Annotated in this window: 23 protein-coding genes; 11 read left to right on the top strand and 12 right to left on the bottom strand. The window is 39.2% G+C overall.

Annotation, left to right across the window (positions count from 1 at the left end; genetic code table 11):
• Window positions 1–312: 312 nt before the first annotated feature.
• The 5 genes from O3603_RS09815 to O3603_RS09795 all read left to right on the top strand — a co-directional run bounded on the left by O3603_RS09815 (window position 313) and on the right by O3603_RS09795 (window position 5,779).
• Entirely contained in the window at window positions 313–537 is a 225-nt protein-coding gene (locus O3603_RS09815) for a hypothetical protein (protein WP_371522538.1), read from the top strand.
• A gap of 53 nt (window positions 538–590) precedes the next feature.
• Window positions 591–2,117: a hypothetical protein gene (locus O3603_RS09810; RefSeq protein ID WP_371522536.1), complete on the top strand. Its 1,527-nt coding sequence runs from the start codon at window positions 591–593 to the stop codon at window positions 2,115–2,117.
• 695 nt (window positions 2,118–2,812) lie between these two features.
• Window positions 2,813–4,042, top strand: a complete 1,230-nt coding sequence (locus O3603_RS09805; protein WP_219426490.1) for a site-specific integrase — start codon at window positions 2,813–2,815, stop codon at window positions 4,040–4,042.
• 28 nt (window positions 4,043–4,070) lie between these two features.
• A complete protein-coding gene (locus tag O3603_RS09800) occupies window positions 4,071–5,366 on the top strand; it encodes a tyrosine-type recombinase/integrase (RefSeq protein ID WP_371522534.1) in 1,296 nt (431 codons plus the stop codon).
• Window positions 5,363–5,779, top strand: coding sequence for a hypothetical protein (locus O3603_RS09795; protein ID WP_371522532.1), 417 nt, complete (start codon window positions 5,363–5,365; stop codon window positions 5,777–5,779). The genes O3603_RS09800 and O3603_RS09795 overlap by 4 nt, the downstream gene beginning before the upstream one ends.
• 181 nt (window positions 5,780–5,960) lie before the next feature.
• On the opposite strand, the gene O3603_RS09790 is transcribed toward O3603_RS09795, so the two are convergent.
• From O3603_RS09790 to O3603_RS09755, 8 genes are all read right to left on the bottom strand, one after another.
• Window positions 5,961–6,440 (bottom strand): hypothetical protein, encoded by a 480-nt coding sequence (locus tag O3603_RS09790; RefSeq protein ID WP_025792179.1) that lies wholly within the window; start codon window positions 6,438–6,440, stop codon window positions 5,961–5,963.
• Between the two features lie 18 nt (window positions 6,441–6,458).
• On the bottom strand, window positions 6,459–8,660 hold the full coding sequence (locus tag O3603_RS09785) for a peptidase domain-containing ABC transporter (protein ID WP_008446692.1): 2,202 nt from the start codon (window positions 8,658–8,660) through the stop codon (window positions 6,459–6,461).
• Window positions 8,661–8,716: 56 nt separating this feature from the next.
• On the bottom strand, window positions 8,717–10,222 hold the full coding sequence (locus O3603_RS09780; protein WP_371522530.1) for a DUF6734 family protein: 1,506 nt from the start codon (window positions 10,220–10,222) through the stop codon (window positions 8,717–8,719).
• A 212-nt stretch (window positions 10,223–10,434) separates the two neighbouring features.
• Window positions 10,435–11,691 (bottom strand): DUF6734 family protein, encoded by a 1,257-nt coding sequence (locus O3603_RS09775; RefSeq protein ID WP_008446699.1) that lies wholly within the window; start codon window positions 11,689–11,691, stop codon window positions 10,435–10,437.
• Between the two features lie 7 nt (window positions 11,692–11,698).
• Entirely contained in the window at window positions 11,699–13,057 is a 1,359-nt protein-coding gene (locus tag O3603_RS09770) for a radical SAM/SPASM domain-containing protein (RefSeq protein WP_008446465.1), read from the bottom strand.
• Window positions 13,058–13,154: 97 nt separating this feature from the next.
• Window positions 13,155–13,310, bottom strand: a complete 156-nt coding sequence (locus tag O3603_RS09765) for a hypothetical protein (RefSeq protein ID WP_009434700.1) — start codon at window positions 13,308–13,310, stop codon at window positions 13,155–13,157.
• 83 nt (window positions 13,311–13,393) lie between these two features.
• Complete coding sequence (locus O3603_RS09760; RefSeq protein WP_257898478.1) at window positions 13,394–15,688, bottom strand: TonB-dependent receptor; 2,295 nt, start codon at window positions 15,686–15,688, stop codon at window positions 13,394–13,396.
• A gap of 178 nt (window positions 15,689–15,866) precedes the next feature.
• Window positions 15,867–16,496 (bottom strand): hypothetical protein, encoded by a 630-nt coding sequence (locus O3603_RS09755; RefSeq protein WP_371522527.1) that lies wholly within the window; start codon window positions 16,494–16,496, stop codon window positions 15,867–15,869.
• A gap of 190 nt (window positions 16,497–16,686) precedes the next feature.
• On the opposite strand from O3603_RS09755, the gene O3603_RS09750 reads away from it, so the two are divergent.
• On the top strand, window positions 16,687–17,442 hold the full coding sequence (locus O3603_RS09750) for a response regulator transcription factor (protein WP_008446719.1): 756 nt from the start codon (window positions 16,687–16,689) through the stop codon (window positions 17,440–17,442).
• Window positions 17,443–17,451: 9 nt separating this feature from the next.
• Here O3603_RS09750 and O3603_RS09745 read toward each other — a convergent pair whose 3' ends face one another.
• From O3603_RS09745 to O3603_RS09735, 3 genes are all read right to left on the bottom strand, one after another.
• Window positions 17,452–18,201, bottom strand: coding sequence for a ThiF family adenylyltransferase (locus O3603_RS09745; RefSeq protein WP_371522525.1), 750 nt, complete (start codon window positions 18,199–18,201; stop codon window positions 17,452–17,454).
• Between the two features lie 127 nt (window positions 18,202–18,328).
• Window positions 18,329–18,619, bottom strand: coding sequence for a helix-turn-helix domain-containing protein (locus O3603_RS09740; protein ID WP_009434701.1), 291 nt, complete (start codon window positions 18,617–18,619; stop codon window positions 18,329–18,331).
• Window positions 18,620–18,646: 27 nt separating this feature from the next.
• Window positions 18,647–18,934, bottom strand: a complete 288-nt coding sequence (locus O3603_RS09735) for a helix-turn-helix domain-containing protein (RefSeq protein ID WP_371522523.1) — start codon at window positions 18,932–18,934, stop codon at window positions 18,647–18,649.
• 431 nt (window positions 18,935–19,365) lie between these two features.
• On the opposite strand from O3603_RS09735, the gene O3603_RS09730 reads away from it, so the two are divergent.
• From O3603_RS09730 to O3603_RS09710, 5 genes are all read left to right on the top strand, one after another.
• Window positions 19,366–20,631 carry a VapE domain-containing protein gene (locus tag O3603_RS09730; protein ID WP_371522521.1) on the top strand — a complete coding sequence of 422 codons (1,266 nt, stop codon included), beginning with the start codon at window positions 19,366–19,368 and terminating at the stop codon, window positions 20,629–20,631.
• A gap of 181 nt (window positions 20,632–20,812) precedes the next feature.
• Window positions 20,813–21,787, top strand: a complete 975-nt coding sequence (locus O3603_RS09725) for a toprim domain-containing protein (RefSeq protein ID WP_371522519.1) — start codon at window positions 20,813–20,815, stop codon at window positions 21,785–21,787.
• Window positions 21,788–21,789: 2 nt separating this feature from the next.
• Window positions 21,790–22,224, top strand: coding sequence for a DUF3408 domain-containing protein (locus O3603_RS09720; RefSeq protein ID WP_314110179.1), 435 nt, complete (start codon window positions 21,790–21,792; stop codon window positions 22,222–22,224).
• A gap of 360 nt (window positions 22,225–22,584) precedes the next feature.
• Complete coding sequence (locus O3603_RS09715) at window positions 22,585–23,010, top strand: hypothetical protein (RefSeq protein ID WP_371522516.1); 426 nt, start codon at window positions 22,585–22,587, stop codon at window positions 23,008–23,010.
• The gene (locus O3603_RS09710; protein ID WP_371522514.1) at window positions 23,000–24,061 is read left to right on the top strand and encodes a relaxase/mobilization nuclease domain-containing protein; all 1,062 of its coding nucleotides are present in this window, start codon (window positions 23,000–23,002) and stop codon (window positions 24,059–24,061) included. The genes O3603_RS09715 and O3603_RS09710 overlap by 11 nt, the downstream gene beginning before the upstream one ends.
• 1,040 nt (window positions 24,062–25,101) lie before the next feature.
• Here the strand turns inward: O3603_RS09710 and O3603_RS09705 are convergent.
• Window positions 25,102–26,454 (bottom strand): TIGR00341 family protein, encoded by a 1,353-nt coding sequence (locus O3603_RS09705; RefSeq protein ID WP_371522512.1) that lies wholly within the window; start codon window positions 26,452–26,454, stop codon window positions 25,102–25,104.
• Window positions 26,455–26,700 lie beyond the last annotated feature (246 nt).

The raw sequence follows: 26,700 nt of genomic DNA, 5'->3' as shown, positions 1-26,700 counted from the left end.
AAATCTTGCGAGATTGAAATTATTTCAGTAATTTTGCAATCGAAAATGAAAATTAATTACTAAAAGGATGTAATTTAGGGATAAATATAATTAAGAACGAACAAAACCTTGATATTAAATAATAAGGTAAAAAGAGCAGTGTGAAACTGCATAAAGTTCTTCAATTAGGATAACAGAATAAGGATTAAAAACCAGTTCAATATCACCCATATACTCCCACTTTTAAAGAGTGAGTGTAAACATTTTACGTCCTACAAATTGAGAATAAGGATAATAAAATAAGTAAATAAACAGCATTTTATACCATAAGTTATGAAACAGAATAAGATTAAATCGGGATATCAGAAGCCTCAGACAGAGATAATGAGCATCAACAGTGAGAGCTTTATATTAAATACATCATTCCATAGTCAGCACAATCCTGGCAATCACCGCACAGGACCTGCTGCCGCTGGCGCAAAGGAAGAAGTTGAATGGCTTGAGGTTGGTGGCGAGACTTCGTCAAGTAATGGACATACTTCATTGTGGGAAGATTAATCAAAAGAGGGTTTTAATTAAATAAGTAATAAGCAAAAAAGACTATATTAATAATGAGAAAACAGACTTTTAAGGTGCGCCTGCTATCATTAATAGCATTGTGTGGCATTGTAATGGTGTTTGCGTCTTGCTCTAATGAAGATGTAGCACAAAGCACTGTAGAAACAAACACTGAAAACAATAGCAACCTTACTTCATTCGTGACAGGTGCTGCTGCAACACGTACATCACTCAACTATGATGACGGTGCTTTCTTCTGGGAGGCTGGTGATCATATCTATGTGAAGGATGATAACGGAACTTGGAACAAGAGTAGCAATGCTCCAACAGAGAAGACTGCCAGCTTTAAGTTTATGGTTCCTGGTAAATACACTAACAGCACAACTTATAAGGTATATTACCCTGGTAAGAATGGTCTTAACAACAACGTAACAATCTCTGGCACACAGAGTCAGGCACAGCCTAATAGCACCACACATATTGGTGAGGCAGGTGATTGCGGTACAGCAGACGCAACAGGTGGTAATGGCGTATTTAACTTCCGTCTCGATCATCAGGCAGCTATCCTCGTATTCCAGCCTTTTACAAACAATACAGGTATAAAGAATTGTCAGTTGACAAAGATTGAGGTAGAATCTGATAATGATATTACTGGTACTTACACACTTGACACAACAACAGGTGAGTTGACAGGTTCTGCAAGCGGTAAGAGTATTACTATGACTACAAAGGGTAGCGGTTCTTATGCAAATGGTTTCTCTTTGAATACCAGCACAGCAGATGTAAAAACCAATGGTGCCTACGTGGTGATTCGTCCTGGTAGACATGCCTTGACCGTACGTTATTGGATTAAGGACTATGCAACAAACGTTGAGGGTGCGATTACTAAGACTTATCCAGCGTTCGACTATGAGAAGAACGACTACTATGATATGACTGCTAATATCAATGTAACGGATTACGACGGTAGCAAGTACTACATGTGGGATGCACAGAATAATTACTGGAATGGTCATGAGTGGAATTCAGCTGATCCTTGGCAGCCTGTGCTTGCAACTGATTATAACTCAAATACCGCTTCAGGTACTTTCTATAATAATGAACCAGCTACTGGAGGGTATGCAGCTAAGTACTCTTGCAAAACTCTTCGTAATGCTAATGAGATGGCATGGTATATAACGAATGGTGACCCACATTGGGATGGAGAGGAACTTTGGACAACTATGGGACACCTGCATAAAGGTGGTATGTGGTTCAGAGAAAAGAGATATATTCCTATGATGTCAGAATCGAGAGCTCCAAGCCCTGTTAATGGTGATATGCGTCATAATGACCGTCAATTCTATGGCACACCAGCTCAGGGTGCACCTACATATAAAAACAGCTACTTCTTCCTTCCTGCTTTAGGATATTATCGTTATGGCGCGATAAATGAGATGGAGTCTGCTGGATACTATTGGACATCAACACGTACTCCTGATGATACTAACTGGGCTTATCGTATGAAGTTTGATAGCAGCAGTATCGAATTATTAACTGATGACTGTGATGCAGGATATTATGTAATGAATATGAATTAATTAGGCTCTTAACCTACAGCCTAAAGAAGTTTCTTCTTAAAGCAGCAGGTTAAGTAGATATAATCTTGCCAACGCTCGTAAAGCGTTGAGCTGTCTTCGGACAACTCAGTGAAGTGCGATTCGTTGGTAAGTTTTTTTTATATAATCTTATATGGTTGTCATTGCATCATTGTAAGAGAATTGTGTTAGCTTGGGAATGGTTTTTTTGGATGAGGTGTCATGGTGTTGATTTCCTTTCTTTTTGCAGAGGAAATCGAGAAAGTTTTGTTCTGATTTTTCATCCACTCTCTTTTTAGTTAATGCTTAATTAGGTTTCAAAAGACGCTCAATAGGTTTGCAAAAGATGCTCTTTAAGGCGTCAATAGACGCCCTTTTGAAGGCTTAAAGAGCACCTTTTGGCGTGCAACTAATCCTTGAAAAGGAAGAAAAATCGAAGTTGGTGTAAACTGACTGATAATGAGGAAGAAACGAAACGATTTGCGTAGAAGTGCTCTTTTCAAAAAGGGCAGGAATATGCAGATTTAGGCAGAAGTTCAGTTACCAAAGCATTACCTGATTTTGAGATAGGTAACGATGAAGTAATGTTCGGTAACTGAATTATTTTCGCTCGTGTGGCTGTTGCTGCGGTCGGCAGTTTTCTGCATAAGTGAGGAACGCTTTAATTCGGGTAACTTTGCCCATAAAAATTAAAGCGTATGAAACAAGAGAAAATGAAGGTGTTGCTCTACCTCAAAAAGAGCGGTCTTGACAAGTCGGGCAAGGCTCCCATCATGGGGCGTATTACACTTGGAAGGAGTATTGCACAGTTCAGTTGTAAACTCTCCTGCAACCCCGACTTGTGGAATCCACGAGAGAGCAGAATGGATGGTAAGAGTCGTGAGGCGGTGGAGATAAACGGTAAATTGGAAAATCTGCTGTTGTCTGTTCAGTCGGCTTATCAATCTCTGCTATCCAAAGGTTGCCTATTTGATGCAGCCGATGTGAAAGAGCTGTTCCAAGGGAGCGTACAGACACGATGCATGCTCATTGAAAGGCTGGATATGCTCATTAAGGAGAAGGAAAGCCATGTTGGTATAGACATCAAGGAAGGAGCCATACACGGCTATCACTCTACCCGAATTCATTTGCAGAAGTTTATTCAACGGAAATACAAGGTGACAGACTTGGCTTTCTCACAGCTCACAGAGAACTTTATCTATGAGTTTGGGCAGTATTTCTTAGGTGAGTGCGGTTTTCAAGAAAGCACATTCTATAATGCAGCCACGCATTTGAAGACGGTATGCAGGTTGGCTTACCGTGAGGGATTGGCTGATGTACTTCTATTTGACAAAGCCAAAATTAGCAAGGGCGACAAGAGACTGCCCAAAGCATTGGACAAGGAAGCATTAGACAAATTGAAGGCTCTCAACTTTGAGGACTTGGAGGAGGAAATGGAAACTGCAAGGGATATTTTCCTCTTTGCCTGTTATACAGGTGCTGCTTATTGTGATTTGATGGAACTGGACAAGTCCCATCTTGTGCGTGACGACGAGGGTAGCCTTTGGCTGAAGTTCAACCGCCACAAGACAGGCGTATTATGCCGTATCAAACTGCTGCCCGAAGCCATAAGGCTGATGGAGAAGCTCCACAGCGATGGAAGGGAAACATTACTCCCCTGTATCAAGTACAAGAACTATCAGATCTGTTTGAAAGCCCTGCGGCTTCGTGCAGGCATATCGTTTCCCTTTACCACACATACGGCAAGACACACCTTTGCCACGCTTATCACGCTTGAGCAAGGAGTGCCAATAGAAACGGTGAGCAAGATGCTGGGACATTCGAACATAAGCATGACTGAACGCTATGCAAAGGTTACACCCCAAAAACTCTTTGAGGAGTTTAATCGTTTCCTTTCTTTCACGGAGGATATGCAGATGAGTCTTTAGCAATAGACATATTAAAACTAAAATCATTATGAGAAGTACATTCAAGACTCTATTCTATATCAACAGACAGAAAACAAAGGCAGACGGCAATACCGCCATTCTCTGCCGTATCACCATCGACGGAAAGAGCACAGCCATTAGCACAGGTGAAGAGTGCAATCCCTCCGAGTGGAACACCAAACAGGGTTTGACAACCAATAGGAAGACCAACCAAAGAATCAATGAGTTCAGGGAATTGATAGAAAAAACCTATCGGGACATACTGACGAGGGAAGGAGTGGTAAGTGTGGAACTTATCAAGAACCGTTTGCAAGGCATTGCCACTAACCCCACCACGCTCCTTGCAATGAGCAAGGCAGAACTGCAATCCGTCAAGGAGAGTGTTGGCAAATCAAGGGCAGAAGGGACTTATCTGAACCTTTACTATTCTGATAGAAATCTCCGAGAATTTATCGAAAACAAAGGAGTACAAGACATATCTATCGCCACCATTACGGAGAGTTTGTTCGAGGAATACCGCTTCTTCCTGAAAAAGCGTGGGCTGAAAGCATCGACTGTCAATACCAATCTCTGTTGGCTGAGCCGACTGATGTTTCGTGCGGTGAGCAGGAGGATTATCCGCTGCAATCCGCTTGATAACGCCAAGTATGAGAAGGATGAAAAGAAGATACGCTTCTTGCAAAAGGCCGATGTAATGAAACTTATGGCAATAAGTATGAATGACAAGGAAGCAGAGTTGGCAAGACTGATGTTCATCTTTTCCTGCTTCACAGGCTTGGCTATCTCTGATATGGAAAATTTGAAATACAAGCATATCCAAACGGCAGCGGATGGACAGATGTATATACGCAAAGAGCGTCAGAAGACAAAGGTTGAGTTTGTCGTGCCGTTACATCCCATAGCGGAAGCTATCATCAACTATTATAGGAAAGAGCTGGCAAGAAACGAAGAACAGCAGACGGTGAAAGAAAAAGGCGACAGCCTTGTCTTTCAACCTCATTGCAGCCGTAGCGTGATGGGCAAGAACCTGAGCATCGTGGGTAAGGCTTGCGGTATCAGACAGAGATTGTCGTACCATGTTGCAAGGCATACCTTCGGTACGATGAGCCTAAGCGCAGGAATACCTATTGAGAGCATAGCCAAGATGATGGGGCACGCTTCCATATCAAGCACTCAAGTTTATGCGCAGGTAACGGACAACAAGATTTCGGAGGATATGGACAGGCTTATTGCCAAACAATCGGCAAAAGATAAAGAAACTATGGAGAGAGAGGCTTTTGAACTTTTGGATACATCAATCTGTAAAATGGAAGAAACGGCATGAATACGAACTATAAACAAAGGACAATGACTAGCACGGAGAATCATCGTAGCTATTTTGATTGGGGCTGCAATATGCAGGTCATTCGCAAGGGAAACGAAGGGATAGCCATGACAGAGAGTGAACTTGTGAGGTTCTTCGGTGTAACGTGGGGCAAACTTAACCATAGACTTCAAACGATAATAAAATCCTCCAACCTACATCTCGATGAGAGGGTTGCAGGTGAGGAAGATATTTATGCAAACGAACAACTAAAAGGTTATGCTCCGCTCTATCCGCTTCCTGTCATCATCGCCCTGTCTTTTCAGTTGGACAGCACGGAAGCCCATTTATTTAGAGAGTATCTCTGTGAGAGATTGCAGAAACCTGCATCCGTGATAACACCGATATTTCTGCTCGGTAACACGAATAACTAATGATTATTTCTTATCTTTCCTTTTTCTTTCACCGATTATATCTTACTACATTACTACAATAGGAGTTAAAGCGGTGAAAGAAAAAGGATTAACGTGTAGTAAAATACCCGAAACAATGGTACTACGCAGTAACTACAACTGCCTTTCTTCTTTCACCGCTTGATTACGATTAAAAAGGAAATTATATGATGTTTGTTATTTGCCTGACAATCCTCTGAAGTATGCTTTCATTGCTTACAAGTATAGATGCGGTGCCTGTCATTCCGCTGATGAGATTATACTTGCAATCTGTTATCCTTACCTGTGCCGTGAACACGTTGCCTTCTGCCGTTTGTAAGGGTATATGCGATGTGGCTGTTATTACACCATTTGCAACTCCGTAGGTTTCTGCATCGTAACCCTCAAATTCGATGTTTACCGTCATTCCTCTCGCTAACGTATTTACGTATTTATAGGGAACGGCGATTGTGCCTTGACGGGCATTTGTCATCTGTACCTTTGCACTGATGGTTTCAGGATAAGGTATAAAGTATGCACCTGCCAGTAGTCCTAATATTACAACAGTGATAATCATGATGCCATAGCGTACAATTTTTGACGGTATCTCGCCAATGATGTGCCTTACCTTCTCGCTGCGGAGTTCTATCTTGTCGTCTACCATAGTTGTTTTTCCTTTACGTTAGTTTCCTAACTCCAATTGATTCTTTACAAGATTGTAGTATGCACCACGCTTTGCCGTGAGTTCCTCGTGGTTGCCAATCTCGACCACCTTGCCTTTATCCAGTACCACTATTTGGTCAGCATTCTTCACCGTGCTTAGTCGGTGTGCTACGATAACTACCGTCTTGCCTTTGTAGAACTCATCCAGATGCTCCACAATCATGCGCTCGTTATTGGCATCGAGCGAGTTGGTGGCTTCATCAAGGAAAATATAATCGGGGTTCTTGTATACAGCTCTTGCTATCAAGATACGCTGTTTCTGTCCTTGACTCAAGCCAACGCCATCGCGACCAATCTTAGTGTTGTATTTTAAGGGAAGTCCCATTACATAGTCATGAATACAAGCTATTTCGGCTGCCCTTTGCAATCGCTCCTTGTCAATCTCACCATCATCTACGGCTATATTCCTTGCTATACTCTCGGAGAATATCACACCGTCTTGCATCACCACGCCACACTGTCTGCGCCACCACTTCTTATTTAGCGTATTTACACCTGTTCCGCCTATGGTGATTTGTCCTCCCAATACGGGATAATAGCCCAACATCAGTTTGATGAGGGTGGTCTTTCCGCTACCCGACGCTCCGACAATGGCAGTTACCTTACCTTTGGGGATTGTGAGGCTTACATCATCAATGATGGTTTTCAATGCGTGAGAATCGTACTTGAAGTTTACGGCTTCAAGGTCTATGCCTTGATTTTTTTCTTTCACTGCCATTTCCAATCCTTGCTTTCCGTTCTCATCATCCATGCGGTGGATTTCATTGATACGCTCAAGACTTATCTTCACATCCTGCACCGAATAGAAGAAACTCATCAACTGCTCGACAGGTGAGTTGAGTTGCCCAATGATATACTGCACGGCAAGCATCATACCCAGCGTGAGCTGTCCGTGAATGACGGCTGTGGCTGCCACCACGGTGATTACGATGTTTTTCAGTTCGTTGATGAATATGCTACCAGCCTCTTGTGTCTGTTGGAGTTTAAGGGATTTCATCTGCACTCCAAAGAGGTCTGCCTGCACGTCCTCCCATTCCCAACGACGACGTTGTTCACAATCTTGGAGTTTTATCTCCTGCATAGAGGTGATAAACTCGTAGGTCTTGTTGTTGTTGATGGCTTGCTGCTCGAAGAGTTCGTAATCAAGTACTTTTCTGCGCCTGAGGAAGAGTGCAAGCCAACCGCCATAGAGCAGACTACCGAGCATGAAGATGGTAAAGACAAGCCAATTATAGGATAGCAGCACGATGCTGAACACCACAAAGGTAAAGAGGGAGAACACGATGCTAAGTGTCTTTTGAGTTAAGAACGTGTTCACCCTACTATGGTCACCCATACGCTGCATAAGGTCGCCCATCAGTTTAGTGTCGAAGAACGACATCGGCAGTTTGAGCAGCTTGATGAAGAAGTCACTCACAAGAGAAATATTGATCCGCATAGAGATATGCAGTAAGAGCCAACGACGGATAAAATCAATGGCAGTACGGCTCATGGTAAGGACAAGTTGTCCCAAGAGTATTAACCAAATAAAACCGATGTTCTGGTTTTTGATTCCCACATCCACAATTGATTGCGTGAGGAAAGGCAGGATAAGTTGCAGCAGACTGCCCACAAGTAAGCCTAAGACTATCTGCCCAAAGTGCTTTCCGTATTTTTTGACATAACCGAAAAGAAACTTGAGTGAGCGTTCTTCTTTCAGCTTGGATTCTTCTTTAATATTATTGTTATCAAGTAACTGAGTAGTACTGCAAAGCATAGCGATTCCTTGCTCTTTATCTTTCAATCTTGTACTAATCCAATGACTCTTAAATTCCTCTAAATTATATTTAATTAATCCTTTACTAGGATCTGCTATATAAAATCTCTTGTCTCTTCTTATTTTATATAGTATTACAAAATGATTCTGATTCCAATGGAGAATACAAGGTAACGGATATTTGGATAAATTGGTAATATCTATCTGGGTACAAATCGTATCAAAGCCTAGGTAATTTGCAGCTTTACTTAGTCCCAATAAAGAAATTCCTTCTGTAGTTGGCGTACATAGTTTTTCTAAAAAAGATAAAGAGTATCTTTTTCCATAATATTCGCATATCATTTGTAGGCATGTAATACCACATTGCATAGAATCGTATTGATGTAAGAAACGAATATGTTTCATTAAACTGTGAGCTTTAGCATTAATATTTCAATAATAGTCAAAAATAAAACTGGACGTTAGATATTCGATATTGTTAAAATACAGTTTTCTATCATCCGGTAAATAATTCTTTCTACATATCTTAAATTAGCTTCATACTCTTCTTTACCATATTTGTTTTGTGATAGTGCACAAACATTATCTATTATATCGGAGGCTGTTGCTGTATGCTCCTGTAGGAGATAGTCTATAATAGTTTCAACCGTTCCACGAGCAACTACTTCATAAACTGTTTGACGAAAAGCATCTGGTATAGTTACAACTTTATACATTTTATTTTCAATTTTTTGATTTTTTGTAATATACATCAATGTTTCTGATGATATATCTGTCAAGCTAATAAAAGGATTTAAAATAAACTGACAATTACTCTCATATAATCTCTCATTTTCCCAAAAGCTATTAATGCAAGTATACTGCTTTTTAAAAAATTCCTTCTTATTATCTTCTAGTTTTTTCTCAACTTTGATGCACGTGTTGTCCAGTTTCTTAATTTCGGTATAGATTCTTTCTTTCATTATTTTTCCTATATCATAATTTTTAGAAACTTTAAAACTACGTGACCTTTCTAATATTTCGTTGGAAGTCCTGTAATGATGGATATAAGGAGTATCTATAAAATTCAGATAATTAGATATTGGGATACCGCCATGCTGGATATATGTATTGATTATATGATGATGTAAAGCAGGATCTATTTTTTCTAGAAGCCTTGATGCAAAAATTTGTGCATCATTTCTTTTTTTTATATTTCCAAGCATATGACAATAGCCGTGTTTTTTCAAACACGACATATCAAGATTCATCCAATCAAACAAAGTACTTAATTTTTCACCTTCAGTGCAGTAGCTTATAGTTTTATTATATTTTTGAGCTAGGCAATAAAAGAAAAGTTGCTCGTAAACAGAATTTATAAAACCGTCATGATTAAGTTTCAAAATCCTATCATTGTTATATATAAATCTATATGCTTGTTCTGTGTAGTATTGAATGAATTTCACATCATTTCCTCCGAGTACGCCTGCATTAGCCACACTAATAATCTTATTTTTAAGCTCTATATCTGCAAAATTGGGAATTTTTCCTCCAACTTGTATGAAACGATCTATGCACTTACGATTATACAATTGATCGTCATACTCAATATTTTGTGCGAATAAGTCTGCTTTCCAAAAGGAATCTGGTAAGCTGTCATACAACAAAAAATCACAATCTACATGTAAAAATGGTTCATGCTGTTCACTGTATGTATATAATTTTGGCAAAGCCCATAATTCATAGCCAGAATACCCTTCCATAATATTCGGAATTGTTACTATCTGATCATAAGGAATACACAATTCTTCAACAACTTTTTTAGCTGTGGAATTGCAATACAGCGTAACATGACCATAATGCTGCTTTAGTAAAAGGCAACTAATAGCCATAGTTATCCAATGAAATTCAGGTGAGAGAAATCCTGCTTTATCGAACATAGGATCTTCATCTGTGGAGAAACTGTAATATGTCTGTAAAAACCTCATGTATGCAATAATATTAATAAAACAAAATCTTTTTCTAAAAATACCTTTAAGCTACTAACAAAAACCTTAATTTTAGGTTGTATAAGTATTAAACCTTCTGAGTGTATATGACTATATAATTAGTACACTTAAAATACATTAGTGTAGCATTATGCTCATGCCACCAAAGTATTAATTATAAAGTATGCACTATGTTTTGTTATTTTATGGTGTCATATAATTAATACATTATCAAATAATCCCTTGCGAATACTTGTAATTAAATATTCTTGTTGAAAGGGATTCAAGTCTGTTATTATTTCGTTTAACCGAATAGGCTTCCTAAATATTTTAAGTAGATTTGTCATAACAGAGTCGTATTTTATATACACATTCTGCGCAAGATATGTATTGTATGTTTTTAGATATCCCTCCTGTTTGCATTCCTTTTTATCAGGTAATGTTGAAACTTTTTTATTACTTATGAATTTAACATCCGGAGAAATTGAAATTATAGAGTTTAATAAGTCTCCATTAGATATTTTTTCATATTCTATTGCTCTTTTCTCATACTCACTATTTGCAATACCTTTTAGTGTGATTTTTTGACAAATATCATTTTTATGGCATACATAGAGTATTCGGTCAAAATACTCTGGATACTTCCTATACATTTGCCTAATGATATAGCTATTACAGCGTGGATGACTTTTGTAATTCATTATGTGAATATAAGGATGATTGTTAGCTTCCACTACTTGGTCAGGGACTGTTCCCCAAGGCATAACAAAATCCTTAACAACACCCTTAATAAATGTTTCAACCTTGATTCTTTTTGTATGTGCTAAGGCATAAAAAATCCATTGTTCAAAAACAACATTATAAAGAAACTTCTTGTCTGACTTTCTTATACTATTAGCATTGCTTGATAAAAAATCTTTAACATATTCAATGTACTCTTTCCAAAAGAACACATTATTACCACCCAATACCCCTGCATTATATGAATGTATATTATTTTCACCGAAACATACTCTCATGTAATCAGGAATTATCGCATTGCATGATTTCAAATGGTTTAGTACTAACATGTAGAAATTTGAATCGTTTTCTTCATGCTGGGCTACTAAGTCTGCTGTTAATAAGCGCTTCTTGAGCGCTTCCTTGCAAAACACATCACAGTCTATATGCAAAAAGGGAGCATTTTGCATACTATATGTTTGAATTTTAGGGTAACAGTAAAAATCCCTATACTCATTCTTGATGTCATCCAATATGAAGTATGTATCATATGGCAATAGAAACAAATCTTTAAATATATGTTTTAACTCAAAATTTGTATACATACAAAGGGGTATTTGTGGGTTATACTCTTTTAAGAGTAATCCACTCAATGCTATTGATAGCCAATTGACTAGTGGAGATAAATAACCTCCGCAAAAGTTCAGTCCATAACTTCTTAACTGACTATATGTTTGAATTATATGCATTATGTTATTATTTTATATGGTTAAGTCTGTATATAGCATTTATTAGCATGCGATCCTCTATATTATATATAAACATAGGGCATCTAGGTTCTTTCTCATATAATGCAAGTGGACATAATCCTCCACATAAAGGATAATACTTACAATCTTTACACTGTTTAATCTGACCACTTAACAACATGTGGGGAATGGTCGCTAAGGCACTATTTTTGCGCTTATTACCTCGGTTATGTATATTGCCCAAATGCAATGGACCTCCTAAATATCTTGTAGAATAGGCTGTCTCCGAACAGTCGTAAATATTACCATAAGCATCATACATTAAGGACTCTTTCATTGTCCCAATACATATATAAGGGCCACTTCTGTGCGGAAGAATCTCTGTTCTAAAACCATGCGTTAGCATATAAAGTATATACTCTGTAGACTTTTTCCCAATTATCTTCCATGTCTTGGCATCACCAGCACCATTGTTTGCCCATGAAACAACACATGCACAATAAAAACGAATTTTATCCTGCATCCCATCATTGTACAGTTTATGTAAAAGTGGAATAACACCATCTATATTACTTTGATCAATATTACATCGAATGGTTATCATGCATTTAGTCTTATCATAGTATGGGCTTGAGACTATAGACTTTAAATTGTTGTATAATTTAACAAAAGTTCCTTTACCGCTACACGTGAAACGGTGCTTGTCATGGAATTCCTTATCTCCATCTATTGTTATTTCTATCCTCCTGCAATTAAATTGTTCCTTTAACTCTCTATATACATCTGGCGTGAGTATATAGCCATTTGTAGTTATATGAGATAGATTTTTAATCTTATGCTTATTTGTCAGAATTTTTATATGCTTATTGATTATACGCATTTTATCTAAGGCGCATAACGGTTCTCCTCCAAACCATCCTATTTCCATGTCCTGATAATCATGTGCAGATAATTTAATATCAATCTGTTTGATGAGACATTCTATGGTATCTATACTGATTTCTGCATGGTTGTGCTCTTGACCACAATAGTTACAAGCAAATTGACATTTATCAGTTGGTTGAATGGACATATATAGGTGCTCACTATGGTACTGTCTTTGCTTCTTTAAAATCTTTTGGTTTTCTATGTTTATTGATCTAAACTCGTCTTCTTCCTTTGGAACAAGCACCTTTGCTTTAATTAATAACTCCATTGTATTTTTGTCTATATGCCTAAAATCTTCATTGATGACAGAATTATAGGTGTTAGCTGATACAAAAATGTTTTTTGCTGTTCTTCCAGAAAAGAAGAGACCTAATTGATGTCTCTTAATGTGATATAAATTCTTAAATAAATATGCTGAGAGTTTAAGTTTATTTTCCATTTTCTATGTTATAATATTAGAAAAAAGGGAATGCTATTGTCGGAGTAAAACTCACGCTCCTGAGTTAGCATCCCCTAATACTCATTTTGTAACTGTCTTAGTGACAATTACCGAATGAACAGTTACCATAGTAACCCCATTCTGCTCCTCCGTATAATTCGTCGGCCTGCTCTTCGTTCAAAATAATGCAATCTTGATCGATTTCTTTCAACATGGACTCATCAAGGAGCTTTTTTAAATTAATTTCTGCCATAAGGCTAAAAGTATTTAATAACGTCTACTCTTTTAAAGATTTTCGACATCCTCTTTATCTGTACGTGAATTTATATTTATCTGCTACTTCGTTGTTGGCACAATACCTGCATCAGTATCAGAGTTATGAATACGTTGGTTCACCTCAGAACCGTGCTTTCCAAAGTTCAGGTTGAAATGAAAGTCTATGCCAAAAACCTTACATAGATTTTTCGACCATACCATTTGATTATAAGGAGCAAGATGGGAAAGATTTTCTACAGACATTTCATAACGTGAACTGAAGATGTTCTGCAACTGGAGTTCTACACCCCATTTTTCTCTATTGTACCCAAAAACTATACTATGTGATTTCTCATCTTTGTTAAGTGTCTCCCCCCACAGGCTATGAAAACTTGTCTCAAGATTGGCGCCTACATACCAATTCTTGTACATTCCCATTAAGTTGGCACGCAAGCCCCAGTTAGTATGTGTATGCGTATAGGTATTGCCATTGCTGATATAGCGATTGACAAATGGGGTAAATTGGATGGACATATAATCCCTCCAAGGTTGTACTTTTAGGTTTATTTGAGAGTTCAGACGATGGAAGCCTCTTTGATTGGCATAACTCCTAACATAGAAGCCATTCGAATAGGTTGTTTCTTCCATATATGGTTTATCATCATAGCTATAACGAGTAAACCATTCTGCACTAATATATTTTGTTCCTACGCTAATTGATAGTTCATTAGAGAAAAATCTGACCGCCTGTAGATTTGGATTTCCACGGCGTATTTGGTAAATGTCTATGTGTTGTTCAACATCGCTTAATTCGGCAAGTGAGGGTGCGTAGCCTCCCATGTAGGCTTTGTAGCGTATTGACAGATAATTGTTGAAACGGTACCCCAGCTGAATAGTTGGACGAAATATATATTTTACCTGTTTGGCATTTCCTTGGCTAACATAGGTTCTCATAGCACCTACACCTACCATATAATCCAGTTTTCCTAACTTTGAAGCCCATTCTCCAAAACCATAACTCTCACCTGTATTCATCTTTACGCTTGAGGATGTGTTTCCATCATATGCGTTTTTTGTGTACATCTGCTGATGTCGCAGACCGAATGACAACCGCGAATCCTTGATTTTCTGCTCGTAAATAACTTCAGCTATGGTCGAATATTTATTGCCATTGACATGGGAAGTTATTTCCTGCACAGCATTCCCCAGAGATTGGCGATATAAACGGTCGTTTTTAGTATTGATATATGTTCCTATCAGGTCAAAGAACAGATGCCGATCCTTGGTAAACTCATGCTGATAATAAATATCTAACGATGGATTGTTGCTCCTTGACTTGGTGCGGTCCTTGATATCGAATGTATTGCTATCCTGAATAAGTTTGGAATTTCTATCAGATACCGCATGAGGCGTATTGTTATATAAATCACGAAAAGTAACACTCAATATGTTTCCGCTATTTATGTAATCGTATCCTATGGATAGATTGATGTTGTCATATCGTGCCTTTGTCTTTTGCCCTATCTCATAGTTACTGATACTGGGGGTCGTTGCATGGAAAGCCTCCATGTTTTCACGTAACCAGTTTACATCACGTCGATTCCAGTTTACAGATGCCTTGAAGTTTGACTTACCTACATGATAATTACCCGATAACTGATAATCTCCTATACCTAAGGGATTGATAGTGTTCATAAACTCTCCGGAGATGCTTCCACCATTCTTCTTTTCTTTTAAGATAATGTCAATTACGGCAGCTACATTTCCGTATCTTAGACCAGGATTATCATGATATTCTATTCTCAATACGTCTGCCGGCAAGAGAGCCTTCACCTCCTGTATCTCTGCCTTTACACCATTAATACGTAACTCTACGGCATCCCCCATAGTGGTAGTCACCTTACTGTCAAGCGTATTTACAGAGATTCGTGAAAGCTGAAGATGCTGCAACAAACTTAAACCATTGCTTGATGTTTTTTGCTGAAGCAGATTAGGGATAATTATTTGGCGGTCAGCTTTTTGTATTACGTTGTTGGCGATCACTGTAACGTCATTAAGCTGCTTACTTTCTGGTTCCAACATGATTGTACCCACCGAAAGGTGCTTAGAAATGTTTTGGCATTTAATTTCCTGCGTAGAATACCCAACAAAAGATATCCTTATTCTATAGTTCTCTCCTTCATGCGTATTCAGTTCAAAGCCGCCATTCATATCAGTTACTACTCCACTAATCATCTTATTTTCGCTTTCACGAAACAACGAAACCGTTGCAGCTGGTAATGGTTGCTTGTTTTCATCTACGACCGTTCCCGTAGTTTGTGCAGCAAGAATACCATAGCAGCCAGACATGAGCAACGTGAGAATTTTCTTTTTCATAAACATTATATTATTTATTATATGTATTGTCTTATTATAATTTTGGAGTCAACATCATGATATGCCGACAACTTTTCTTGTCTTTCGATGTTGCAAATGTATTGGTTTCTCCAAATTATATCGTTACACTTTTGTGTAATTCTGAATTTGTTGTCTGAAATATTACACAAAAGTGTAATCATGCAGCCTTGCAAAGTTCACCATATCTGGAAAAGAAGCCCATAATACCTCTCTTACTGGAACATACAGGAACAGTTTCCGATGTCAGGTAATCTATGGATTTCCCTATTTGACGTGTGCCAAATCCCAAGCCCTTCATTACTTTCAATAGTTTGCTGTCAATCTCTGCTATCATATAGCTGTACTTGTCCTCTACTATCGGTTTTACTGCCAATGCCATTAGCCGCTTGAACAATGTCAATGTGGATATTCCCGAATCCTTTGCAACGGCAAAGCGCCCGATATGCCAAAAACTATATTTACTTTCCCCGTGAATAGCATTCAGTGGATTTATTCCGTATATTTTTTCAATAGGAAGAGTCTTGTGTTTATCCCAATGGAAACTCCTGATGCAGCCAATTATATTCCCAAAGGCATCCCTTGCAATATAAATATGAGATTTGTTATCATACAGATATTCCTCTTCTTCAAGCACTGATTTGATATCTTCATTTACTTCTTTCTCTGTAAATGAAGATAAGTGATGGGAGTAATTTTCCTTGACCACAAACTGTGCTATTTCCAACAGACTCGTTTTGTCTGCCATGAAGATAGCGTAGTCCTTAAATGTTGCAATCTGTTTTTCCATAATGCTTTTTGTTTCTTGATTTATATGGCAAAAATACTTCTTATGCAAATATCACCTATTACACTTTTGTGTAAATCTTCATTTCTCTCTTTGTTTTTTACACTTTTGTGTAATCTTTTTGCGGTATTTCGCATTAAAAATGTACTTTTGTAGTGAAATATATCAGAGAATCTTAGCACGTTTAGCATATATGACAGACATAAAAGATTTCTTTATAGCATCGAACACCGTGCGTAATGCACCAGATTACGATTCAAATGTATTGTCAACATTGATTCATACAGTAGAGTCCTTTGCACGTGTAACCTATCAGAGCATTTATTTGATAGACTATTATAAGCAGGAGTTTCTTTATGTATCAGATAATCCTTTGTTTCTTTGTGGTCATACAGCAAAGGAGGTGAAGGAATTGGGGTATAGTTTTTATTTGAAATATGTACCAGAGGAAGAACTAAAAATGCTTGTTGAGCTGAATAAAAGTGGGTTTAAGTTCTTTGATACTTTCGACAATGTTGATAAATACCAATGTTCCATGTCATATCATTTTCATCTGAAGAGTGGAACAAAAAGTAAGTTGATTAATCACCAGCTTACTCCCATTCTATTGACAGATGAAGGCAAGATATGGATTGGTATGTGTGTCGTTTCACTATCTTCACATAAAACAGTGGGACATGTAGAGTTTCACAAAAAGGGTAATCTTAACTATTGGAAATATTCTTTCGAAGGGCATCGGTGGAAAGAACGTGATGGAATATCACTCAAAGAAGAAGAACTTGAAGTGCTACGGTTATCAGCAGCAGGGCTTACCATGACGGAAATTGCGAACAGAATGTGCCGCTCGTTAGATTCTATCAAAACCTATAAACGCCACGCCTTTGACAAATTAGGCGTGACGAATATCACCGAAGCTATTTCAAGAGCTACCTTAAACAAACTCTTCTGAAAAAATAACTTACGGCAAAAGCGAAGAGAGATAGAATTTAGGAAAATAGTTCACAGGTTTTCCTGTAGCAAGATTGTACATTGCCGTTGTACACAAGCCTGCTGCAATCCATGATGCTATGGACAGTTGTGGAGGTGGAAGCATTTCGCTTTCCTTTTTATATTGGGTTACAATTTTGTCTAACCACTCTTTAGGTTGATTCCAAAAAGCCCCGTGTCCAGTAACATACTCAGCTACCTTTAATTCAAATCCCTTTGGCTCTTCAGTCAGTTCAGATAAAGAATGCCCCAATGGGTCTACAACCGTAACAAAGCCAGCCCAACCAAAGTTGTATGGGTGCAGTACTGGGATTTTTCTTTCTTTGCAAATTTCATCAAAGACGAATGGAGTTTTATCCTTAAAGTCCAATGCATTGATGGCTACATTATGCCCATTCAGCATCTCTTCGATGTTATCAGGGTTAAGGAACTCTGTATGGTAATCTATCTGTGCATCAGGATTGATGCTTAGCAAACGCTCAGCCAAGCACTCAGCCTTGTATCTGCCAATATCATTCTCTGTATAGTTCTGCCTATTAAGGTTGCTTTCCTCCACCTTGTCTCCATCAACAATGGTAATATGCTCGAAGCCAAACCGCAAGGCACATTCTGCCACAATGCTGCCGATACCTGCACCACCAAGGAATATCTTATAATCCTTTATCACACTTTGCTCTTTCTCACTCATATAGAGCCTGTTTCTGCTGTATCTTTCTTCCATAATGAAACAATTATTTTAGGCAAAAGTAGATGTAATAAAGCATATATACATTACACAAAAGTGTAATAATCAATCACATTGTTGATTATTTTAGATTTTATAACATATTCAGAAGAGAACATGTTTGCTACTCCTTATAGTTATCCTCCAACAACCTTTCCAAATCCGACTCCTTATAGAGTATCTTCCCTGCAAACTGAGTGTAGGGGATAATTCCCCTATCCCGATAGTCCTGCAAGGTGCGAGGACTGATATACAGCCTCTCGCATACTTCTTTACCTGTGAGGAAATGTTCTCCACCAAACAGCGGTTTGTGGGTCTGTGCTACTTCCTTTATCCTTCTACTTACACTGCTGATAGCGGACAGCACCACCTGCATATCGTCAGCCTCCATGTTTAAGTCCCTTACCTGTTCCATCGTTCTCTTGTCTTATTTCTCGTTCTTTTATTTGTCTGTTTTTGATTTCTCCGATTTTGTCTGTAACAGCCATTCTACATCCTCACGCTTGTAGTAGCACTTATGCCCGATTTGCGAGAAAGGTAGCACACCTGTATCACGATAATGCTGCAAGGTACGCTTACTGATGTTAAGCAATTTGCACACATCACCATTGTGCAGCCAGTCCGTGTGCTTGCTCTGTTCCCCGAATGCCTTGTGGCATGTCTCGGCAAGGCTGAGTATCTCGTTCCTCAGCTTTGCCCAGTTTGAATCCGTAATGATAAAATATCCCATAATTTTATTGTTGTTTTGTTTGTAATTCCTTTTTGTATTGCGCCTTAATGCACGTTTCTGTCTGCAAAAGTATGATGTGTTTGCCATACTTCAAAGCACGAGAGAGCAGCAAGGAAATACAGGGAAAAACAAGGAAAAGACAAAGGGATTGTCGCTCTCTTTCTTTGCCTCCATACTCCATTTTATCATATCCGTTTTATCTGACGCAATGCTATTCGGATTGGAGCAAATAAACACATTCCTTTCTTGCATCATTTCTATACTTGTCCTCTTGTTTGGGGCTTAAATCCATGCTTTCCGACAGTTTCCTACCTGAAATCCGTGAGAAATTCATTGCCAATGTGCGCAACATTATGCAAGCACTCTCCGAATGCTTGGCACTTTCCTGTTCTCTTCATAACTTCACTCTTTGAAACCAAACCAATCATATAATGAAGAAGAATGCAGATAAAGGCAAATCTGAGGGCGGAAACAGCGAATTTCATACAAGAAGGAAGTTTTCCAAGAACTCGGAGATAGAAGCCTATCTCTCCTCTCGCTATGAGTTCAGATACAACACGGTATTGGGACGAACCGAATACCGCAGAATGAATAGCAGCGATTTCACAAAGGTGGGTCGCTATGAAATCAACACGCTCCGCAGGGAACTTGACAACGATGTGGGGATTATCACATCTTCCGACAACCTCTATTCCATTATAGAAAGTAGCTTCTCTCCACGTATCAATCCCATACAGGAGTATTTCAAAAACTTGCCATCGGTGGATATAAGCAGTAATTCTCCCTTTTCACTGAAAGCCATTCCCGACTTGGCAAGTTGCGTAGTTGTTCGTAACTCTGACAAGTGGCTGCCGTACCTCACCAAGTGGCTCGTGGCAGTGGTTGCCAACGCAATGGACGACCGTGAGTGCCGTAACCACACCTGCCTCGTGCTGACAGGCGAGCAGGGCAAGTTCAAAACTACATTCTTGGATTTGCTCTGCCCACCTGCATTACATGGCTATAGCTACACAGGCAAGATATATCCGCAGGAGAAGGACACGCTCACCTATATAGGGCAAAACCTCATCGTAAACATAGACGACCAACTCAAAGCCCTCAACAAACGGGATGAGAACGAACTGAAGAACCTCATTACCTGCCCGATGGTCAAATACCGTATGCCCTACGACAAGTATGTAGAGGAGCATCCCCACTTGGCAAGCTTCGTGGCATCGGTAAACGGCAACGACTTTCTTACAGACCCCACGGGAAGCAGACGGTTCCTGCCCTTTGAAGTGCTTTCCATAGATATTGAGAGAGCAAAAACTATCTCGATGGACAATGTCTATGCGGAAGCCAAAGCCCTGTTAAAGTCAGGTTTCCGCTATTGGTTTGATGATGAAGAGATTGCCGAACTATACAGGGAGAGTGAGGACTTTCAGGTACAGACCGCTGAGATGGAACTCTTGCTGCGTTGCTTCGAGAAACCAGCGGAGGACGAAAACTATTCGTTAATGACCACTACGGAGATACTCACCTATTTGGGTATTTATACCCACCAGCCACTTGTTGCCAAGCGGATGGGCGAAGCCTTGAAGAAAGCAGGATACATAAAGGTGAGCAAACGAAGAAACGGTAGTAGCCCCATCTATGTCTACAAGATTAGGAAAATCTTGCCCTGCCCGCTCCTTCAAACTTGTAGTAGCCAAATGTAGTAGAATGTGTAGTATTGTCTTATACTACAAAGTAATACTGATTATCAATCACTTATCACAAAATAGTATGTAGTAAGAAGAAAGATGAAAAAGTTTGGAGGGGAAAAACTTTGGAAAAGGTAAAACCACAAAACAGACAAACATAAATAATTATCATTCAACCCATTAATGTATCAAAACAATGAAAGAAGAAGATTTATCACGTATCAAGCGATACCCCATCGTGGAGTATCTTGAAAGGAAAGGTATCAAGCCTGTACGTAGGACACCTTCCTATGCGCTGTACCGCTCACCGCTCAGAGAGGAAACGCATCCGAGTTTCAAGGTGGACACAGAAAAGAATCTTTGGATAGACTATGCCGAAGGCAGGGGTGGAAGTATCATCGACCTCTTTATGCGTTTGGAGAACTGCACGCTATCGGAAGCCATCCGTCGTTTGGGGCAGAACGCTCCCGATGATGGTACCTATAGTTTTCTTAATGACTTCGTGCCAAATAATTCCCAACCTGTGATGGCTGTAAATGGAGCAAGGAGACAGATAGAAATATCAGACACCCTGCCACCACATTTACAGGATTATCTTACGAAGGAACGCTGTATTGATTTGAAAAAGGCTACACCATTCCTCAAATGTATCAGCTATGAGGTAAGGGGCAGGCGCTATCAAGCCATCGGCTTTGCCAATCTCTCTGGCGGCTATGAGCTTCGGGACGATAAGACGTTCAAGGGAACGATAGCCTCGAAGGACATTACTCCGATATTCACGGATAGAGCGGAGCCAGTATGTATCTTTGAAGGCTTCATGGACTTCCTCTCCTTCCTTTCAATGAAAGAAGAGGTTACCAACCACTGCCTTGTGATGAACTCCGTGAGCAACGTGGCAAGGACTATCCGTTATTTGAATGACCGACACCTCACCCATATCCGTGCCTTCCTTGACAATGACGAAGCAGGACGGAGGACTGTTCAAGATTTCATAAAGGCAGGCTTCCATGTTGAGGACATGAACATACATTACAAAGACTTCAAGGATCTCAACGAATATCATGTCAGCTGTGTCCGTGAGCAGCAGAAACGGAAAGCGCAGGAACAGACACACATATCAATTACAGGACAAAACAAGAAATCAAAACAAGTCAAACTTAAAATGAAATAGAAATGGAAAAGGAAACTATGATGAGCGACAAAGACCTTTCATGGTTCTTGGGTGTGGAAGATGAAACAGAGAACGAATCTACTTCACAAGAAGCGACTGCAGTTCCTGAAAGAGAAAGACCAACAAACAAGCAGGACACAGAGAATACCATGCACTCTGAGCCTGCACGGAATGCTGAGAACGTAACCGTTCAGAAACGCATCAGTGCCAAGATGAGAAAGAAAACACTCGAAGCCTACAAGCAAGCCTATCTTGTACCGACCAAGTTAAACAATCGTAAGGCGGTCTATCTGAGCAGGGAAACACAGGAGCGTGCCGACTTTATTGTGCGTAGGTTAGGCGACAGGGGTAGCAACCTTTCAAGCTTCGTTGAGAACATCGTGCGTCAGCATCTGGAGGAATATGGTGAAGACATAGAGAAATGGAGAAGACTGTAAGCCGTAAGAAAAGGTAGACGGTTTTCTGGAAAAAGGTCTACCTTTTCGAGCAAATAGGTCTACCTTTTTTGCTAAAAGGGTCTACCCTTTCTTCTTCGGCTTAGTTATCTATGAGAATGCCACGAATGCAGTTAGTCATAGAATGCACGGCATTCGTTTTTAGGCTATAAAACGTTTTAAGCGTATATAATTTGTTCGGTAGCATTGCAAGACGTCAGTTTGTACCCACAAACTGCGCCCAGCTCCCCTCGTTAGATTGTCGGAGAGATAAGACCGTAATCACTCCGTTCTCATCGGTCAGTATTCAAGAATTAAGAGACAATGAATCATCTATAATGATTAACTTTCAAAGAAACTTATATGAACAGACGCAAAGGAAAGACTGCCAAATGGCAGCAACAGAATAAGGAAGAGCAGAAGATGAATAAGACAGAGTTCATCAAGGTAAGATGCACCTTAGAAGAAAAGCAGCGTATTAAGTCAAAGGCAGAAAGTGCGGGGCGTAAGTTCTCCGATTATTGTCGGGAAATACTCCTTAACGGAGAAGTAACAGCCGTTCCCAAGATGACTGCCAATGAGAGGGAAGCCATTGCCATTCTCCAGCATACTGGAAGGTTCTATGGGCAGGTTTCCAACCTCATCAAGGTCAAGGATGAAAGGTGGGTACATATCACAAAGAACCTTTCACTATGTGCCAAAGAGGCATTTAAGAGATTCTACGACCCCCATTTTCGTGTGGATGATGAGATATATAAGGTCTTAAATATGAAGAGAGATGATAGGTAAATGCAAGGCGATAGCACATGGCAGCATGGCTCTGGACTATATCTTCAGAGAGGGCAAACTCGGTTATCGGCTTGCCTTCCATAATCTTTGCAGCAGAGATCCAAAGACGATTTATGAGGAAATGAAAGTGGTCAGCGATTACAACACACGATGCAGAAACAAGTTCCTCCGCATCGAAATCGGTATAGCACCACAGGATGAGGAAAAGCTGTCCGTTTCTGGACTCATGCGGATAGCCCATCTGTTTGCCAACCAAATGGGACTTAACAACCACCAATGGGTAGCAGTAACGCATAAAGATACCGACAACAGGCATATTCATATCATTGCCAACCGCATCAGTCTTTATGGAGAAGTCTATGATACCACCTTTGTGAGCAATAGGGCAGCAAAAGTGGCGGAGGAAATAAGCAGGGAGAAAAACTTGACTATCGCAAAGGAGGTCAAGGCAGAAAGGAAACACCAAAAGGAAAAAGCCAGCCCTACAAGAGAGCAAACAAAGAAAGAGGTGCAACAAATCTGTTATTCCCTGCTTGATAAGTACAAAGGAACGGGTATCACCGGGCATTCCATGTTCCTTTACGAGCTGAATAAGAACGGCATTGCCATAGAGCACATGAAGAACAAGCAGGGCAAGGTCTATGGTTTGAAGTTCTCATTTGGCGGACAATCTTTCAAGGCATCGGAAGTGGGCAGGGAGTTTGGCTACCATTCCTTGCAAAAGAATTTCGAGGCAAGTCAGAAAGCCGAGACGAATGTATCTGCCCAAGTAATACGCAAATCGTCAGAGCATACAGATACTAAGGATGCTGGCTATCAACTCGTACCCCCAAGACTTTCATACAGCCCACGAGCAACGGAGGATACTCCACAAATCGCACAGGCTATAAGAGCGGTGGCAGATACAGCTATCAGCGCAGCCGATGAATTGGTGGAGGGAGTAGGTGGAATGATTACGCCAATGACACATGGCGAGGACTATGCCGAGACCGCATGGCAACGTAAGCTCAGATACCAAGCCAATAGGAAAAAGAAAGGACGAAGGCTGTAGAAAATTTGAATAGCAATACTTTTATTGTTGGCACATTATTTGCTAGTTAACAATAAGAATTTATTAACTATTAATACAAACAATATGGAAAGAACATACAATGTGCTGTTAACCTACGATATAGATAGCAGACATACCGAAGTTAGGAATACATTAATTGAAGAGTATGGTTTTAAGGATATAATCATAGGTAATAATGGCACGAGGTGTTATTTGCCGAATACCACATTACTAAAGAGAAATACCACCAAGGAGGATGTCCATAATATAATAAAGAACGTATGTAAGATGCTTAATGCAAATCTAAAAAGGACTATTTCCTCAGAATGTTCAAACTGGATAGCATTACAAGGCGAAAAGTTTTAGATTTGTAAGTAGAAACTATAAGTCCAACCACTTGTTTCATTCAAGCTGGTAAAATTATGTGTGTTTTTCATCAAGAACGTTTGTTATTCGGTAACAAAGTATTATCTTTGCAGATAGAATAACAAGCGTTCTTTGTTAGGTAGAAAACAGCAACTTGAAGTAGCTCGCTCGTTTCCAAATCGTTACCTGTTTAGTTATACCAACAAGGTAACTTCTTTATTTTCAATTAGATACAATTTTATAATTAATTACCATGCTATTTTGTAATAACTTGATAAACAGATTGTTGTAAAGATGCTAAAAGGACGAATTTTCCTTTCTTTTAAAGTGAGATAGTCTGTTGAGTTTGTAATGTCTTTTCGAAATCTGTTGTGTGCTTTAAGATAAGTTGTTGACTCTTTTTGATAATGGAATTTATGCAGAACTATCTATGACCTTTCTTCTATGATTTACTATGTGTAACTAATATAGCGTTTAGCTAATGCGTGTTTACTCTATATTGTTATCTCCAAAGTGATAATTTGGCAAGCATGGTTTAGGTAGTAACCTTGTAAGAAGTTTTATACGCTTGTGCTATAAGGAAAAGTAATCTTGTTTTTATTTATGTATGTAAGTATAAAAAAATACCAAACCCGTGATGGTTTGGTACTTCTTTCTCTTGTATTGTACTATTATTATGGTAAGATAATTAGTTCAAGGCTATCAGATTTAACTTTCACTTTGAGCCAGTCATATAGCTGTTTTCTGTTGTCTTTGGCAAGTGTCTTGTTTGTTTTGACTATAGCCACGATATGATTTTTAATTGAAGCAGAATCAACGAAAGACTCAGATGCTTTTGAAAGTATGATACTCTTTGCCGAGGGGCATACGACTTTAAGTTCTTCTCGCATGTCGTTAGCAAGTACTGGATAACGTGTATAAGAAGTTAGTTCCTTCTTTAGCACATCGTTGTTATATGCAAGTTCTTGCCATTCAGCCGTATTTTTTTCTCCTACCATCAACTGACCTTTATTCTTGTGCTGTAGGAGTAATAAGCTATCAGAGTTAGATCCTTGTATCACCTTTAGTACGTAGCCATCAAGCTGATAATTAGTCATCGTTTTTTGTGCTTTAGCTATCGAATCAGTTGATATCGGATTGCCCACCGCTACCACATGGAGGGTCTTGGTTTTTAGGTCGTATTGGTGTGAGAGAATGTTTGTTCCGCTATAATTAAGTTCCTTTGTAACGAAATTCTCTATGTTATTTTCAAATACACTTTGCTTAATGATGTTCCATGTCATGTAGCTTGCAGGGATAATTGTGATAATGATAATGCTGACGATGTAAAGATTTACTCGTCTCATTTTTTCACGATTGATAAACTGCTTTCTATGAAAATGCAGAAAGCGTACACCTACGCAGGTTGTAAATGCAATGAAAACAGTATTGATGAAATAAAGGTAAAATGCCCCAAAGAAGAAGGTTGTGTTTTGTACGGCCAGTCCATAACCTGCTGTACAAAGTGGTGGCATTAAGGCTGTGGCAATGGCAACACCCGGCACCACGTTGTTTCTTCCTTTTGTTGACGTAGCTAAGAATCCAGCAGCACCACCAAAAAGAGCTATCAATACGTCATAAAGGGTAGGCGATGTGCGTGCTAAGAGTTCGGATTGAGCATTCGTGATAGGTGAAAGTGTAAAGTAGATTGTTGCAGTAATAACGCTAATGAATGTACTTACCAAATAGTTTTTTATGGACTGTTTGAACAAGTCCAAATCAGCAATTCCAAGAGCTAATCCCATACCGATGATTGGTCCCATCAGTGGAGAGATGAGCATAGCACCAATAATTACTGCTGTTGAATTGACATTTAAGCCTAAGGATGCAATAAATACGGCAAAGATAAGTATCCAGAGATTAGAACCTTGAAAGTTGATGCCATTAGTTATTTGTTTAATAACATATTTTTCGCCGTCTTTGTAAGGTAAGACATTGAAATAACTCTTAATTATCTGCCATAAAGTTTGATTGTTATTTTCCTGCATTTCGTTTTTTTTGCAAAGATACTGAATTTAATGGAAAGTTTCAAGCAGTTTCTTGATTAACCATTAGGGAGTGGGCTGGTGTTTGTGAGCGTACATTCTTTTAGTTTCCCATAAGAACAAGATTGGTAAAGATAAGGCTCCGTTGTAGTGCACAGCCGATATGCAATTACGATAGTCTTATATATGAATAGGTGTTCTGATCAACAAAGAGCTAAGAGAATAAAAAAAGAGTACCAAGAAAACTTG

This window comes from Prevotella sp. 20925_1_30, assembly GCF_041433025.1.
Lineage (GTDB): Bacteria > Bacteroidota > Bacteroidia > Bacteroidales > Bacteroidaceae > Prevotella > Prevotella vespertina.
The sequence above is the reverse complement of the archived record's forward strand: the minus strand, read 5'-3'. Positions and strand labels throughout refer to the sequence as shown.